This is a genomic window from Faecalicatena contorta (assembly GCF_021531995.1).
Lineage (GTDB): Bacteria > Bacillota > Clostridia > Lachnospirales > Lachnospiraceae > Dorea_A > Dorea_A contorta_A.
In genome coordinates, this window is the sequence record NZ_JAFBIZ010000016.1 from 1 (window position 1) to 15944 (window position 15944).

Below are 15944 nucleotides of genomic sequence, written 5' to 3' on the forward strand. Positions count from 1 at the left end.
CTTATATACGTAAAAATGTAAGTTCACAGGTTAGTTTAAATATATTATTGAGGTGAGAAATTTGGATAAATATGAATATCGGGTAAAAACAGAGCAAATGTTGGAACATTTGGAGAAGAAGGAATATAAAAAAGCAATGGATATCGCGGATACAATAGACTGGAGAAGGGTCAAAAATGTATCCATGCTGAATACAGTCAGTGAAATCTATGAATATAATGGGGAGCTTCAGAAAAGCAGGGATGTTCTTTTTATCGCGTTTGATCGTTCGCCGGGAAGCCGTAAGATTGTTTATCGCCTGGGAATTCTCGCATTGAAGCTTAATGATATCAGTGAAGCTACGGACTGCTATGAAGAATTTGTAAAAATTGCGCCGAAGGATCCGAACCAGTATATTTTAAAATATAAGATCTTAAGAGCGCAAGGGGCTCCGTTGACGGAACAGATTGCGGCAATGGAAGATTTTAAGAAATCAGAATATATAGAAAAATGGGCGTATGAACTTGCTAAGTTATATCATGAAGCCGGAATGACAGCAGAATGTCTGGAAGAGTGTGATGATCTGATTCTCTGGTTCAGTGAAGGAAAGTATGTATATCTGGCGATGGAGTTGAAGATGAAGTATAAACCGCTGACTCCGTTACAGCAGGAGAAGTATGACAGTCGTCCGGGAGCGATCAGAAGAAATAAAGAGGTAGAGCCGGAACTGGAAGAGGAAATGGAAGAGGAAGCAGAAGAGGATCAGGAAGAAGAACTTTCCGGAGAAGAGAATGAGACAGCAGAGGTACCGGAAGAGGATCAGGAAGAAGAGGATAAAAATGAGGAACCGGTTCAGCCGATAAAGGCCGGAGCGGAAGATATTCTGCGCGAACAGGAGGCCTGGGAAAGAGAGCAGGAAGAAGAGGGGGAAATTGGAGAGTTTCCGGAAGATGAAAAACCATATTCTTCAATTACACAGATTGTAAAGGGTGCTACTCTGGAGGAAGCTCTTGCAAATGGAGTTAAGCTTGCAAGCGGCATTAATATTGAAGAGAAGGCTATGAAGGAGAAGGAAGATGAACTTCTGTTGGATGGTCAGATGCGTATCGATGATATTCTTCAGCAATGGGAAGAAAAACAGAAGGTAAACGCAGAAGCGATAGAAAAACAGAAAGAAAAAGATATGGAGCGGCTCCGTCGCGAAAAAGAAGAAGCACGGCTTCGTAAGGAAGAAGAGCGCCGGGAAGTAGAGAGAAGAGCGGCTGAAGCGGAAGCAGCGAGAAGGGCCGCAGAGGAAGCTGCAAGGAAAGCCGCAGAAGAGGAAGCTGCGAGAAAGGCCGCAGAGGAAGCAGCGAGAAAGGCCGCAGAGGAAGCTGCAAGAAAGGCGGCAGAAGAAGAGGCTGCAAGAAAGGCGGCAGAAGAAGAGGCGGCAAGAAAGGCAGCAGAAGAAGAGGCTGCAAGAAAGGCAGCAGAAGAAGAGGCTGCAAGAAAAGCGGCAGAAGAAGAGGCTGCGAGAAAGGCCGCAGAGGAAGCTGCAAGAAAGGCAGCAGAAGAAGAGGCTGCAAGGAAAGCGGCAGAAGAAGAGGCTGCAAGAAAGGCAGCAGAAGAAGAGGCTGCAAGAAAAGCGGCAGAAGAAGAGGCTGCAAGAAAGGCAGCAGAAGAAGAGGCTGCAAGAAAGGCGGCAGAAGAAAAAAGCCCGACGCCGACAAAAACACAGAGAATTCCAGATGACATTATAAAACTTATGGAAGAAATGGAAGAAGATGATCCTGAGGAAGAGTATGAAGATACATTTACAGAAGATAGCATGGATGAACTGAGAGATGATAATCTGGAAGGAATAGAAGCGGAACTCGCAGATATTGACTTTGGCGATAATGATTTCTTTGAAGAAGATGCTTATGTCGAAAGCGAAGATTACGACGAGGCTGAGGACTTTGGAGAGGAAGACTTCGGAGAAGAGGATTTTGAAGAGGAAGACTTTGAAGAAGAGGACTTTGAAGAAGAAGATTTCGAAGAAGAGGATTTCGAAGAAGAAGATTTCGAAGAAGAAGACTTCGAAGAAGAAGACTTTGAAGAAGAAGACTTCGAAGAGGAAGACTTCGAAGAGGAAGACCTCGAAGAAGAGGACTTTGAAGAAGAGGACTTCGAAGAGGAAGAGAATTTTGAGGCAGCATCGCCGGAGGAAGAACTGGAAATAGAAGAGCCTTCTGAAGAAGAGATTCAGGCAAGAATCAAGAAATCAAAGGGCGGAGTTCCGTTTGATACAGGATTTGTTGTAACCGGTCGATATGACTTAAGTGCTACCAGTGAGATCGGATTGAAGGCGGGACTTACAGAAGAACAAAAGAAACTATTTTCTTATTTTGTTCCGGTGAGAGGAATGAGTGAACAGATCGTGGAAGTACTTGATAATGACAGAAGAGCACAGCGTGAAGGTACTTCCAAAACGGGAAATCTTCTGGTAATTGGACGTAAGGGCTCTGGTAAGACGGTACTTGCTGTTGATATCGTTAAGGCAATTCAGAAACAGAGAAACTTAAAGCAGGGGAAGGTTGCAATTGTGACCGGTGAATCTCTGAACAAAAAGGAGCTTACCAACATTATTCAGAAGCTTCGGGGCGGAGCAATTATTATTGAAAAAGCAGGAAAATTAAATTCCAGAACAATTAAGGAACTGAATTATCTGATGGAAAAGAAAACCGGAGAACTTCTGGTGGTTCTGGAAGATCAGAGAAAACCACTGGAGCGTCTTCTGACTGCTAATCCGGAATTTAAGAAGAAGTTTACTTCCAAACTGGAACTTCCGGTATTCATCAATGATGAACTTGTTACTTTCGGACAGACATATGCAAAAGAAAATGGATATAAGCTGGATGAGATGGGAATTCTTGCACTCTACAGCCGTATTGATGTGATGCAGCGTGAAGACCACGCAGTGTCTGTTGCAGAAGTAAAGGAAATTATGGATGAGGCGATTGCTCATTCACAGAAGGCAAATGTAAAACATCTGGCAAGAAGAGTGTTTGGCAAGAGTACGGATGAGTCCGACAGAATTATCTTGAAAGAAGAAGATTTCAAGATATAAGAAAATTTCAAAAGGGTTTTGACAAGTAATATTTGTCAAAACCCTTTTATTTTGTTAGACACTAAAGTATAATACAAATATATTATGAAAAAGAAATGCGAGGGGTGAAAATGGCTGAAAAAAAGATAAAACCGTATGAGATCGGAGAGTTAGACCATTATCTTTTAGGACAAGGCACTCATTATGAGATCTACAAAAAGATGGGCGCACATCTGGCAAAAAAAGGCAAAAAAACAGGTGTATATTTTGCTGTATGGGCGCCGCACGCACGTTCTGTATCTGTAGTGGGAAATTTTAATAACTGGGACAGGGAAGCGAATCCGATGAAACGAGAAGAACCGCTGGGAATATATACCTGCTTTATTCCTGGGGTAAAAGAGCTTGACCTGTATAAGTATTGCATCGAAACGTATAGCGGAGAATACGTTTTTAAGGCAGACCCGTATGCGAATTATGCGGAATTTCGTCCGGGAACGGCATCCAGAATTGTAGATATTACAGATCTGAAGTGGACGGATGCAGAGTGGCTGAAGAAAAGAGCGGAATGGGATTACACCAAATCCCCAATGTCTGTGTATGAGGTACATATCGGATCATGGAGAAGACATCCGAGAACAGAAGATCCGGAAACGGAAGATCCGGGATTTTACAACTATCGGGAATTCGCAAAAGAAGTCACGAAATACATAAAGAATATGGGATATACGCATGTGGAGCTGATGGGGATTGCAGAGCATCCATTTGATGGATCCTGGGGATATCAGGTGACCGGATATTTTGCACCGACATCCAGATACGGAACGCCGGAAGATTTCGCCTGGATGGTTAATTATTTCCACCGGAATAAAATTGGTGTTATTCTGGACTGGGTACCGGCGCATTTTCCGAGGGATTCCCATGGGCTGGCTAATTTTGACGGAACACCGACTTATGAGTATGCGGATCCGAGAAAAGGAGAGCATCCTGACTGGGGAACCAAGATCTTTGACTTTGGCAAGAATGAAGTGCGGAACTTCCTGATCTCCAATGCGTTATATTGGATCGAGCAGTTCCATGTCGACGGACTCCGGGTAGACGCTGTTGCTTCAATTCTTTATTTGGATTATGGAAAGAAAGACGGAGAATGGGTTGCGAATAAGTATGGGGAAAATAAGAACCTGGAAGCAATTGACTTCTTTAAACACCTGAATTCTGTTGTACTGGGACGTAATCCTGGAACACTTATGATTGCGGAAGAATCTACTGCATGGCCACAGGTTACCGGTAAGGTTGAAGATGGAGGTCTGGGATTCAGTCTGAAATGGAATATGGGATGGATGCATGATTTTACAGAATATATGAAGCTCGATCCGTATTTCCGAAAAGACAACCATTACATGATGACGTTCGCTATGAGCTATGCATACAGCGAGAATTATATTCTGGTATTGTCTCACGATGAGGTCGTTCACCTGAAGTGTTCAATGCTGAACAAGATGCCGGGACTGGGATTTGATAAGTTTGCCAACCTGAAGGCTGGATATGCATTTATGATGGGACATTCTGGTAAGAAGCTTCTCTTTATGGGGCAGGAGTTTGCACAGCTTCGTGAGTGGAGTGAGGAAAGAGAGCTCGACTGGTATCTTTTGAAAGAAGATCCACATATTCAGATCCAGAACTGGGTGAGAGATCTGCTGCATTTGTATAAGAGAAATAAAGCGCTGTATGAGATGGATCAGAGCTGGGAAGGATTTGAATGGATCAATGCGGATGATATATTCAGAAGTATATACAGCTTTGTGAGACATTCAAAAGATAGCAAACGAAATCTGCTGTTTGTGTGCAACTTTACGCCGGTAGCAAGAGATGATTACCGTGTAGGTGTACCAAGAAAGAAACAGTATAAATTAATCTTGAACAGTGACGATGTGAAATACGGAGGAACCGGAGAAGAAAGACCGGTTGTATATAAAGCAGAAAAGAAGGAATGCGACGGAAGGCCATATTCTTTTGCATATAAGCTGCCGCCGTATGGAGTTGCTGTATTCGAATTCTAATATTATAATAGAAGTGTTTGATGTGAATGCTGATAAAAAATGGACTGTCATATAGCGGCAGTCCATTTTTAATGTAATTTAATTCGCTGTATCGTCGGAATCGGCAGAGTCATTGTCGATTACCAGTCCGGAGTCTTCCTGAGAAGAGTCATCTGAACCATCGGTGTCTGCATCAGTGGTGTCGGTATCGTCAGCTCCGTCAATGTCCTGAGAGGCATCGGAGTCAACCGTGTCTGATTCGTCAATGCCTTCTGTTGCGGCTGCATCATCTTCAGAAGTGTCTTCGCTGTCATCAGCATCATCGTTGCCGCCGAAAAGATCTTTGAAGAAATTGATAATTTTGCTCCAAAAGCCACCGTCATCGTTGCCGTCGGCAGCACTCTGAACAGCATCTAATGTACTGTCTATCACAGCATTATCACCGAGCAGATCATCTTTTGTCTGGCTGATGATGCCTCCATCGCTGTCACCGCCTGTGAAGATTCCCTTAATGGATGACCAGAGATTGGAGAAAAAGCCTTTGTCTTTGCCACTGAGATTATCCAGTGTATTTTTTAATGCTTTTACATCATAATCATACTGAGAGATAGATTCCATCAGCGAGACAATCTTGTTCATCTGATCTTCGGTGAGTGTGATGTTGTAAGAATCAGCAGCATCCTGAACAACATCCTGAATCTCCTCCGGACTATTGATATTATCTTCTATTACTTCTTCTTTGACCTTGCTCATAAGATCTGTTGCCTGTTCGCTGCCAATTGCATCTGCAAGTTCTCCGGTCGTAACCAGTTCCTGAGTAGCAGCTTCTTTCTGCCCCTCATCCAGTGTTTCGCCGCTGGCGGCTTCATAAGCCATCATGATTCCTGTCAGAGCTCCGGTTCCGGATACTTCGATCGGGGAAGCTGCAACAACATTACAGTTTTCTACACCGGAGGTCAGAAGTGTACTGGAGATCATGGCACTCGTTACGTAAGTGAGATTTGCCACTTTTACCTGTACACCGCCGCTGCTGGTAGGTTCTACATATGAGCAGCTGTAAGTGCGGGTTCCGATCTGTGCTTCGGAAGCGATACCCTCCATGTATTTACGTTCGTCTGCGTTGGTAACTTCTATAGTTGCTACTTCGTCTGCTGAAGTTCCGAAATATTCATACATAGAAGTCTTTTGTTCTTCTGTTAAATCGGCGCCGAGAGTTACGACTTTTGAGCTGTCTGCACAGACTGTCATAGGAATACTTCCGAATGTAAGTACAGCTGCCATCATAACCGGCAATACTTTTTTAAACTTTTTCATAATGCGTGGTGTAATCACCATGCCTCCTTTTCGTTCAATATTTTTCCTGGATACTACCTTAATATAGCATATACGGGTATATTTGCAAAGAAAATATGCCTTAACTATTTCTAAAGATTTTCTGTAGGCGTCTCTCAAATTGTTCTTCGTCTATGACTCCCCTCATAACGGCGAGCAATTCGCGGTTATGAAAAAATACGAAGGTGGGGATGATATCAGCTTCGTATTCTGCTGCAAGGACAGCTGATTCTTCAATTTCAACTTCACAGAATTTGATTACGCCCCGATACTTTTCTTCCAGGTGTTCCATAACAGGTTTCATCATGGCGCATTTTCCGCACCAGATAGCATAGAATATGACCACTGTCGGCAGAGAGCTTTTTTTCACTTCTGTTTCAAAATTTCTGGCTGTTAAATGTAACATGAGTCATTCATCCTTTCTTTATTGACATCCTGGATTAAGAAACCGCAGGACTTCATCCAGAGATTTACGCAGGCAGGAACATCGAGCGTTCTGACATTTCCTGCGATAAGAGAATTTACATAGCTTTTGGTGGAGACATTTTCTGGTTTTCAGGTTCATAAGGGTACTTCCAGACGTAGAGTTTTCTATATTAATATATGTTAAGATCGTCTGACTGCAACCAGTTTGAAGATAGGATTTCCCAGGGAAGAGAATTTCTCTTCATATTCGGTCATGATATTTCCGGGATTCATTATATCATCGTGATGCAGATCATAAGTAATCTCAGAAATGCAAAACATTCGAGATGGGGTAAGCTGTTCGACAGAAAAGTCAAAAAGCTGGCGATTGTCAGTCTTGAACTCTACGGTGCCGTCCGGGGTCAGAACTTTGTCATACAGAGAGAAAAATTCTTCAGAGGTGAGACGGCGTCTTGCGTGTCTGGCCTTGGGCCATGGATCAGAAAAGTTCAGATAAATGCGTGATACCTCTCCGGGGGAAAATACTTCTGCAATCTCGTGTGCATCCATGCAGATGAAGCGGATGTTGGATGGCGTGTTTTCCATGGCCTGAAACTTTTCAACGGCACGAAGCAGAACGCTCGAATAACGTTCGATTCCTATGTAGTTGATCTGTGGATTCCTGGAAGCAAGGGTTAAAAGGAACTGACCTTTTCCCATGCCGATTTCAATGTGAATCGGATGGGTATTCTGAAAAACGTTATGCCAGACTCCTTTGTGGCTTTTTTCATCTTTAACAACTTCTTTACACTCGTTTAAAACACTTTCAGCACGAGGTATATTTCTAAGGCGCATAAACGGAACCTCCCTGTTTTCAAGCTTTGCATGCTTTTTTCAGTGTATATCCTGATGGAGGAAAAGTCAACCGTTTCCGGGATTGTTGAAAATTGTCATATGTGTTTTTAGTAAAATTAACTATGGAATTTTGAAAAAATAAGAGTATTATAATATCATGGGTAAAATGTTAGGGTTATGACCTGACAATAAGTTGAGCAGGAGGCGGCTTATGAATTCTGTGATTGAAAGACTGGCAGATATTGAATCTACAGCGGAAGCGATTGTGGATCATGCGCAGGAGCAAAAGAAAGAGATTGAAAAAAAGATTCAGGTAAAACGAGACAGGTTTGATCAGGATCTTGAGGCAAAGACACAGGCCAGGGTGGATAAGATACGGGAAGAGTCAGAGCAGAGAGTAGACAAGATTCTGAAAGAGCAGAAGGAGAAGAATCAGGATACGATCGAGAATCTGAAAAAAGAATTTGAAGAAAATCACGATGTATATGTTCAGGAAATTATCAGACGTATCATAGAGGTGTAAAAACATGGGAAATGTGATGGCGTACAGTGGAATTGCGACGAAAGTTCGGGCAATGTCCGCGAAGCTTCTTACCAGTCAGGATTTTGATTATATAGCGGGGCTTGGAAGTGTGCCGGAGGCAATTGAATATCTGAAAGCAAAACCGGCGTATGCAGAATATATTAATAGAATGGATATCTCATTGTATCACAGAAGGCATGTGGAAAAAGTATTGTACCAGTCGCTTTTTGATGATTATTCCAGAATTTTCCGATTTGCGGGAATGGAACAGAAGAAATTCCTTAAATTATACTGGAAGCGTTATGAAGTGGATCTGATTAATTACTGCCTTCGTATTGTATTTAATCATTATGAAAAGCCATTCGATCTTGACTATAAGAAGGAATTTTTTGACAGATATTCTCAGATATCGATTGACCGGTTGATTACATCCAAGAATATTGAAGATCTTGTGGATAATTTGAAGGACACCGAATATTATGAGCCTCTGCACAGATTGCGGGAATCCGGAGCGGCAACGTTATTTGATTATGATCTGGCACTGGATTTGTATTATTTTTCTTCGACGTGGAAAAAAAGCAAGAACCTGTTGAAGAAAAACGAATTGAAGCTATATATCAGAGATATCGGATCGAAGGTGGATCTTTTGAATGTTCAGTGGATTTACCGGGCAAAGAAGTACTATCATATGCTTCCGCCGGATATTTACTCCATGACAATACCGATTCATTACCGGATCAAAACGGAGGAGTTTAAGCAGTTGGTGGAAACTCCGAATCTGGAGCAGTTTGAGCGGGAACTGGAAAAGACGTATTATGCGAAAAAATTCCATTATCAGGATGTCAGCAAGACGCTGGAGCAGATGTATAAGGATTATCTGGAAAAATTATATATTGCAGACAGACGCAAAGAGCCTTATTCGATCGCAACGATTAATACGTATCTGTTTCAGAAGGAAGAAGAAATATATAAACTAACAACGGCCCTTGAATGTATCCGCTACGGTTTGTCGAAGGGTGAGACGTTAGGATACTTAGGAGGTGTGGTTCAATGATTGTAAAGATGAAGTTTTTAAGCATCAGCGGTCCGAAAAATGATATTGACCGTGTGTGTGATCAGTATTTGTCCAAATATGAGATGCAGTTGGAAAATGCGATTGCCGAGCTTAAGACGACAGACAATCTGCAGCCATTTGTAGAGGTGAATCCATATAAGGAGCCGCTTGCAAAGGCTGAACAGTTTGCATCCCTTCTCGGAGACGACAATTGTAAGATTGATACATCTATGTCGAAAGAAGAGATGCTGGATATGATCCGGGATATTAATCATGATTATGTAAATATGCTGGAAAAGAAAGAGTTATTAAAGAAGCAGGCAGACGACCTGAGAGAGCGACTGAGTGTACTGGAACCGTTTCGAACGCTGGAGCTGGATATGCACAAGTCCCTGCGGTATAAATACATGAGGGTTCGTTTTGGGCGGATAGGTGTTGATTATTATAAACGACTGGAAAAGTATCTGTTTGATGATCTGAATGCAATTTTCGTACAGAGTACCAGGAATGAAAATTATGTTTACGGATGTTACTTTGTGGCAAATGTGGATGCCAGTAAGGTGGATACGGTGTTCAATTCTCTTCATTTTGAGAAGATTGCTATACCGTCAGCATATATCGGAACTCCGGAGCAGGCATGTGAAGAACTGCAAAACAAGATTAATGATGTGCAGGAAGAGATAAAAGAACTGGATCAGACGATAGAGAAGCTGATGCAGAGTCATGCTCCGCAGCTGGTTGGTGCGCAGAAAAAGCTGGAATCCATGTCGAATAACTTTGATGTTCGAAAGCTTGCTGCCAGAATTGATCAGGGAGAAGACGAGGAGAAGGAAGAATATTATATTCTCTGTGGCTGGATGGGAGAAGATGATGTAAAGAAATTTATGAAAGAGATCGAACATGATAACCGGGTATTTGTTGTAGTGGAAGAGGATCGGGAGAAGTTCTTTGGCGAACCGCCGACTAAGCTCAAGAATCCAAAGTTTTTTAAGCCGTTTGAAATGTTTATCCGGATGTACGGACTTCCGGCATCAGATGAGATGGATCCGACGATGTTTGTTGCATTGACGTATACATTTATCTTTGGTGCGATGTTCGGTGATGTCGGACAGGGATTGTGTCTGTTCGTGTTTGGAGGACTTTTGTATTTGATCAAAAAGATCAATCTGGCGGGAATCATATCGATCGCGGGTCTGTTCTCAACGTTTTTTGGTTTCATGTACGGAAGCGTATTTGGATTTGAAAATATTTTGGAAGCGAGATGGTTGCGGCCGGTAGAGGCAATGACGAATCTGCCGTTTATCGGGCAGCTGAATACGGTGTTTGTTGTTGCGATTGCATTTGGTATGGCATTGAATATTCTGGTTATGATCTTCAATGTGATTAACGCGATGAAAAAGCATGACCTTGAAAATCTGTTTTTCTCACATAATGGACTGGCAGGTCTGGTCTTTTATGGATTTCTTGTATTGACAATTGTTCTTTATATGACCGGCCATAAAGTTCCCGGAAACGCGCTGATGGCGGTGTTCCTGGGCGTGCCGATTTTATTTTTTGTGTTCAAAGAACCGCTGGGAAATCTGGTTGAAAAGAGACATAGGAAGATGAAAGAGGGAAAAGTGATGTTCTTCGTGCAGGCATTCTTTGAACTGTTCGAAACGATACTGAGTTATTTTTCCAATACGATTTCATATGTGCGAATCGGTGCATTTGCGGTCAGCCATGCGGCGATGATGGAAGTTGTGCTGATGCTGTCCGGTGCAACAGAAGGAAGTACGAACTGGATCGTGTTTGTACTGGGGAATATTCTGGTATCCGGTCTGGAGGGCCTGGTCGTGGGAATTCAGGTGCTTCGTCTGGAGTATTATGAGATGTTCAGTCGTTTTTACCGGGGAACAGGAAGAGAATTCAAGCCATTTAACAGAAAAGAACAATAAAGACCCTATTATAAGGAGGATATGAATTATGAACACTACCGTAAAATTATTACTTATTGTAACCCTGATGCTCAGCATCATCATTCCATTTGGTTATTTCCTGATTGGGCAGAAGACGAAGAAACGCTATAAGAGAGCTGTAGGTACGAATGTCTTTTTCTTCTTCGGAGCATGTCTCGTTGCCGGCATCATGCTGTTCGGTGCAGATCCGGTACAGGCAGCAGGTGCAGCAGATGCAGCAGCGAATGCAACAGGATTTGGCTATCTTGCGGCAGCTCTTTCTACAGGACTTTCCTGCGTCGGCGGCGGAATTGCCGTTGCAAGTGCGGCAAGTGCAGCACTTGGTGCAATCAGTGAAGATTCCAGCGCACTTGGTAAATCTCTGATCTTCGTAGGACTTGCGGAAGGTGTATGTCTGTATGGACTGATCATCTCCTTCATGATCTTGGGTAAGTTGTAAGATGAAGATGTATCTGATCAGTGATAATATCGATACGCTGACAGGCATGCGGCTGGCGGGAGTAGATGGTATCGTGGTCCATGAAAGAGAGGAACTGCGTAAAGCAATCGAGACAGCTATGGAAGATTCAACAATCGGAATTATTCTTCTTACAGAAAAATTCGGAAGAGAATTTCCGGATCTGATTGATGAAATTAAGCTGGAGCGAGATATGCCGCTGCTGATTGAGATTCCGGACAGGCATGGAACCGGGCGTAAGAAGGATTTTATCACGTCGTATGTAAATGAGGCAATTGGGCTGAAACTGTAAGTGCGGCAGGAAAAGAGAGGGATCAGGAATTCCGGATTCTGTCAGTCTAATAATCAGGAAGAGGGTGACATACTTGACAATAGAAGAAAAGATATCACATCTACAGGAAGCTGCGATGGAGGAAGCACGGGCAGAAGGAAACCGTATTATGAAACAGCATGAGAACGTGCTGGAGAATATATTTGAGCAGCACCGTGCGGAGGCAATCCGACAGTCTGAGACCAGAGTGAAGGCAGAGGGAATCAATGCAAAGCAGCAGCTGAATATGGTAATGTCCAAGGCTCAGCTGGAACTTAAACGTGATCTCAGCAAAACGCGGAAAGCACTGAAAAAAGAATTGTTTGTGGAAGTAAAAGAAAAACTGCAGGAATATATGCAGACAGAAGACTATAAACGTATGCTGGTACAATATATTGAAAAATCTGTAAAATATGCGAACGGGGAAGCTATGACGATCTATATCAACCCGTCTGATGCAGATAAAAAAGAATATCTGGAAGAACATACAGGAATGACGCTTACAGTCAGCAAGGAAGATTTTATCGGCGGTGTAAGAGCTGTGATTCATGGAAGAAATATCCTGATTGATCACGCATACAAGGGTGCGCTGGAAAATGAGTACCATAACTTTATGTTCAGAGGAGGTGCAGGAGATGAGTAATCGGGTGACTGGAAAGATCTACGGTATCAATGGTCCTGTTATCTATCTGAAAGGAAAGCATGACTTTAAAATGTCAGAGATGGTCTATGTCGGGAATGAAAAACTGGTAGGAGAAGTCATTTCCCTTGATAAGGATCGTACGACAATACAGGTATATGAAGAGACATCCGGATTAAAGCCGGGAGAGAGGGTAGAGGGAACAGACTCTGCTGTGTCTGTAACACTGGCTCCCGGTATCCTGGATAATATCTTTGATGGAATTGAGCGGCCGCTTGAGCGGATTGCAGAAAAAGGCGGGGCATTTATTTCCCGCGGAGTCAGTGTAGATTCGCTGGATACCGTAAGACTGTGGGATACACATATTACGGTAGAGGAAGGAGACCTGGTTCACGGAGGAACAGTGATTGCAGAAGTTCCGGAGACGCGCGCAATCGTGCATAAATGTATGGTTCCTCCGGATGTGGAAGGACGGATAGTGTCGGTTGTTCCGGATGGAAAGTATACGATACAGGATGTTCTGGTTAAAGTGGAGCTTATGGACGGAAATATCCGGGAACTTACGATGACACAGAAGTGGCCGATCCGCGTACCAAGACCGGTAAGCAAGAGATTTCCGGCAAGTGTTCCGCTGGTAACCGGACAGCGTATTCTGGATACCATGTTTCCGATTGCAAAGGGAGGAACAGCTGCAATTCCGGGAGGATTTGGTACTGGTAAAACGATGACTCAGCACCAGATCGCAAAGTGGTCTGATGCTGACATTATTATCTATATCGGATGTGGCGAACGTGGAAATGAGATGACGCAGGTACTGGAAGAATTTTCTGAGCTGGTGGATCCAAAGTCAGGCAATCCGTTGATGGACAGAACCACATTGATCGCCAATACTTCCAATATGCCTGTGGCAGCACGTGAAGCATCCATTTATACAGGACTGACTCTGGCGGAATATTATCGTGATATGGGATATGATGTGGCGATTATGGCGGATTCTACATCCCGGTGGGCAGAGGCACTCCGTGAATTGTCCGGACGTCTGGAAGAGATGCCTGCGGAAGAGGGATTCCCGGCATATCTGGCATCCAGATTGTCTGCATTCTATGAAAGGGCCGGTATGATGCAGACACTGAACGGGATGACGGGATCCGTATCGATCATCGGAGCTGTTTCCCCGCAGGGCGGTGATTTTTCTGAACCGGTTACGCAGAATACAAAACGTTTTGTGCGCTGCTTCTGGGGATTGGACAAATCTCTGGCATATGCAAGACATTTCCCGGCAATTCACTGGATGACCAGTTACAGTGAGTATCTGAATGACCTGAGCGGATGGTATTCTGATCATGTGTCTCCGAAATTCCTGGACTACCGGAATCGTATGATGACACTGCTGAATCAGGAAAATAGTTTGATGGAGATCGTAAAACTGATCGGAGGAGATGTGCTTCCGGATGACCAGAAACTGATTCTGGAAATTGCAAGGGTGATTCGTCTGGGATTTTTGCAGCAGAATGCATTTCATAAGGATGATACCTGTGTGTCGCTGGAAAAACAGTTTAAGATGATGGATGTGATCCTGTATCTTTATAAAACCTGCCGCAAGCTGGTTGCAATGGGAATGCCGATGTCTGTGCTGAAGGCAGAAGGAATATTTGAAAAAGTGATTGCGATCAAATATGATGTTCCAAATGATAATCTGCAGCTTCTGGATATGTACAAGGTTGAGATTGATGAGTTTTATCACAGAGTTATGGAAAAGAATGCATAGAGGGGGAAGTAAGAGATGGCAATAGAATATCTTGGATTAAGTAATATCAATGGACCTCTCGTCGTACTGGAAGGAGTACAGGATGCTTTCTTTGACGAGATCGTAGAATTTGTGGTGGACGGCAGAACCAGAAAGCTGGGGCGTATTGTAGAGGTAGATGAAGATAAGGCATTGATACAGGTGTTTGAGGGGACGGAGAATATGTCTCTTGGAAATACGCATACAAAGCTGACTGGGCATCCAATGGAAGTAAAAGTATCCGCAGATATGCTGGGCAGGACATTTAACGGAATTGGACAGCCGATTGATGGGCTGGGCCCTATTCGTTCGAATGATAAGCGGGATGTAAACGGCTTGCCGCTCAATCCGGTGCGCCGGGAGTATCCGAGAAACTATATTCGTACCGGAATCTCTGCGATTGATGGGCTTACTACACTGATCCGCGGACAGAAGCTCCCGATTTTTTCAGGAAACGGACTTCCGCATGACCAGCTTGCGGCACAGATTGTAAAGCAGGCATCTCTTGGAGATAATTCGGATGAAGAATTCGCGATTGTATTTGGTGCGATGGGCGTAAAGCATGACGTGGCAGAATTCTTTCGGAAGACATTTGAAGAAAGCGGTGTATCCGATCATGTGTGTATGTTCCTGAATCTTGCCAATGATCCGGTGGTGGAACGACTGATTACACCGAAGGTAGCGCTGACGGTGGCGGAATATCTGGCATTTGAGTGTAATATGCATATCCTGGTGATTCTGACTGATATGACTTCTTTTGCGGAGGCGATGCGAGAAGTCTCATCTTCCAGAGGAGAGATTCCGTCAAGAAAAGGATATCCGGGATATCTGTACAGTGAATTGGCAACGATCTATGAACGTGCAGGCATCGTAGAGGGAGCCAATGGTTCTGTGACGCAACTTCCGATCCTTACGATGCCGAATGATGATATTACACATCCGATTCCTGACCTGACAGGATACATTACGGAAGGACAGATCGTATTGGAGCGTAATCTGCATGGACAGAGTATCTATCCGCCGATCAGCATCCTGCCGTCACTGTCACGACTGATGAAGGATGGTATCGGAAAAGGTTATACACGAGAAGATCATCAGGCACTGGCGAACCAGCTGTTTTCATCCTATGCAAAAGTGGGTGAGGCAAGAAATCTGGCTTCCGTTATTGGTGAGGATGAATTGTCGAAGATTGATAAGCAATATCTGAAGTTCGGTGAGGAATTTGAGAAGCGCTATATCGGACAGGGACCGGCAGAAAACAGAACCATACAGGAGACACTGGATCTTGGATGGGAATTACTGCGGTTACTCCCAAGAGAAGAATTAGACCGAATCGATACAAAACTGATAGAACAATACTATCCACGTGAAGCAGACTAGACATAATGCGAATGGTAGAAGGATGCTTGCATACTTCTGGCGGGAGCATTATGGCTGGGAGCGACGTGACTGAGCGGCGGAAGGCGCGAGGTCTCAGTCGCAGACTGGTCGAGGTTCGGACTGCTTCGAAGCAGACGGATGGAAGCTTTGGAAAGTCAGCAA

The 15944-nt window shown here is 43.7% G+C and carries 13 protein-coding genes; 10 read left to right on the forward strand and 3 right to left on the reverse strand.

Features of this window, described 5'->3' with window-relative positions; translation table 11 throughout:
- Positions 1 to 97 precede the first annotated feature (97 nt).
- Together JQM82_RS03585 and glgB are read left to right on the forward strand one after the other, a co-directional pair.
- Positions 98 to 3067, forward strand: coding sequence for a hypothetical protein (locus JQM82_RS03585; protein WP_235248694.1), 2970 nt, complete (start codon positions 98 to 100; stop codon positions 3065 to 3067).
- 110 nt (positions 3068 to 3177) lie between these two features.
- Positions 3178 to 5103 (forward strand): 1,4-alpha-glucan branching protein GlgB, encoded by a 1926-nt coding sequence (glgB, locus tag JQM82_RS03590; RefSeq protein WP_235248654.1) that lies wholly within the window; start codon positions 3178 to 3180, stop codon positions 5101 to 5103.
- Positions 5104 to 5181: 78 nt separating this feature from the next.
- On the opposite strand, the gene JQM82_RS03595 is transcribed toward glgB, so the two are convergent.
- From JQM82_RS03595 to trmB, 3 genes are all read right to left on the reverse strand, one after another.
- Positions 5182 to 6417 (reverse strand): DUF1002 domain-containing protein, encoded by a 1236-nt coding sequence (locus tag JQM82_RS03595; RefSeq protein WP_235248655.1) that lies wholly within the window; start codon positions 6415 to 6417, stop codon positions 5182 to 5184.
- Between the two features lie 79 nt (positions 6418 to 6496).
- Positions 6497 to 6820: a thioredoxin family protein gene (locus JQM82_RS03600; protein WP_235248657.1), complete on the reverse strand. Its 324-nt coding sequence runs from the start codon at positions 6818 to 6820 to the stop codon at positions 6497 to 6499.
- 200 nt (positions 6821 to 7020) lie between these two features.
- Positions 7021 to 7674, reverse strand: a complete 654-nt coding sequence (trmB, locus tag JQM82_RS03605) for a tRNA (guanosine(46)-N7)-methyltransferase TrmB (RefSeq protein ID WP_235248659.1) — start codon at positions 7672 to 7674, stop codon at positions 7021 to 7023.
- A 211-nt stretch (positions 7675 to 7885) separates the two neighbouring features.
- Between trmB and JQM82_RS03610 the strand changes: the two genes are divergently transcribed.
- The 8 genes from JQM82_RS03610 to JQM82_RS03645 all read left to right on the forward strand — a co-directional run bounded on the left by JQM82_RS03610 (position 7886) and on the right by JQM82_RS03645 (position 15782).
- Positions 7886 to 8197 carry a hypothetical protein gene (locus JQM82_RS03610; RefSeq protein WP_235248660.1) on the forward strand — a complete coding sequence of 104 codons (312 nt, stop codon included), beginning with the start codon at positions 7886 to 7888 and terminating at the stop codon, positions 8195 to 8197.
- Positions 8198 to 8201: 4 nt separating this feature from the next.
- Positions 8202 to 9251: a V0D/AC39 family V-type ATPase subunit gene (locus tag JQM82_RS03615; RefSeq protein WP_235248661.1), complete on the forward strand. Its 1050-nt coding sequence runs from the start codon at positions 8202 to 8204 to the stop codon at positions 9249 to 9251.
- The gene (locus JQM82_RS03620; RefSeq protein WP_235248662.1) at positions 9248 to 11188 is read left to right on the forward strand and encodes a V-type ATP synthase subunit I; all 1941 of its coding nucleotides are present in this window, start codon (positions 9248 to 9250) and stop codon (positions 11186 to 11188) included. The genes JQM82_RS03615 and JQM82_RS03620 overlap by 4 nt, the downstream gene beginning before the upstream one ends.
- A 28-nt stretch (positions 11189 to 11216) precedes the next feature.
- Positions 11217 to 11648, forward strand: a complete 432-nt coding sequence (locus tag JQM82_RS03625; protein WP_235248663.1) for an ATP synthase subunit C — start codon at positions 11217 to 11219, stop codon at positions 11646 to 11648.
- Position 11649: 1 nt separating this feature from the next.
- Entirely contained in the window at positions 11650 to 11958 is a 309-nt protein-coding gene (locus JQM82_RS03630) for a V-type ATP synthase subunit F (RefSeq protein ID WP_235248664.1), read from the forward strand.
- Between the two features lie 73 nt (positions 11959 to 12031).
- Positions 12032 to 12619 (forward strand): V-type ATP synthase subunit E, encoded by a 588-nt coding sequence (locus JQM82_RS03635; protein ID WP_235248665.1) that lies wholly within the window; start codon positions 12032 to 12034, stop codon positions 12617 to 12619.
- Entirely contained in the window at positions 12612 to 14384 is a 1773-nt protein-coding gene (locus JQM82_RS03640; RefSeq protein ID WP_235248666.1) for a V-type ATP synthase subunit A, read from the forward strand. The genes JQM82_RS03635 and JQM82_RS03640 overlap by 8 nt, the downstream gene beginning before the upstream one ends.
- A gap of 15 nt (positions 14385 to 14399) precedes the next feature.
- Complete coding sequence (locus JQM82_RS03645) at positions 14400 to 15782, forward strand: V-type ATP synthase subunit B (RefSeq protein WP_235248667.1); 1383 nt, start codon at positions 14400 to 14402, stop codon at positions 15780 to 15782.
- Positions 15783 to 15944 lie beyond the last annotated feature (162 nt).

Coding starts and splice junctions, on each gene's coding strand:
- JQM82_RS03585 (WP_235248694.1), top strand. CDS start 98: ATGTTGGAACATTTGGAGAAGAAGGAATATAAAAAAGCAATGGATATC.
- glgB (WP_235248654.1), top strand. CDS start 3,178: ATGGCTGAAAAAAAGATAAAACCGTATGAGATCGGAGAGTTAGACCAT.
- JQM82_RS03595 (WP_235248655.1), bottom strand. CDS start 6,417: ATGGTGATTACACCACGCATTATGAAAAAGTTTAAAAAAGTATTGCCG.
- JQM82_RS03600 (WP_235248657.1), bottom strand. CDS start 6,820: ATGTTACATTTAACAGCCAGAAATTTTGAAACAGAAGTGAAAAAAAGC.
- trmB (WP_235248659.1), bottom strand. CDS start 7,674: ATGCGCCTTAGAAATATACCTCGTGCTGAAAGTGTTTTAAACGAGTGT.
- JQM82_RS03610 (WP_235248660.1), top strand. CDS start 7,886: ATGAATTCTGTGATTGAAAGACTGGCAGATATTGAATCTACAGCGGAA.
- JQM82_RS03615 (WP_235248661.1), top strand. CDS start 8,202: ATGGGAAATGTGATGGCGTACAGTGGAATTGCGACGAAAGTTCGGGCA.
- JQM82_RS03620 (WP_235248662.1), top strand. CDS start 9,248: ATGATTGTAAAGATGAAGTTTTTAAGCATCAGCGGTCCGAAAAATGAT.
- JQM82_RS03625 (WP_235248663.1), top strand. CDS start 11,217: ATGAACACTACCGTAAAATTATTACTTATTGTAACCCTGATGCTCAGC.
- JQM82_RS03630 (WP_235248664.1), top strand. CDS start 11,650: ATGAAGATGTATCTGATCAGTGATAATATCGATACGCTGACAGGCATG.
- JQM82_RS03640 (WP_235248666.1), top strand. CDS start 12,612: ATGAGTAATCGGGTGACTGGAAAGATCTACGGTATCAATGGTCCTGTT.
- JQM82_RS03645 (WP_235248667.1), top strand. CDS start 14,400: ATGGCAATAGAATATCTTGGATTAAGTAATATCAATGGACCTCTCGTC.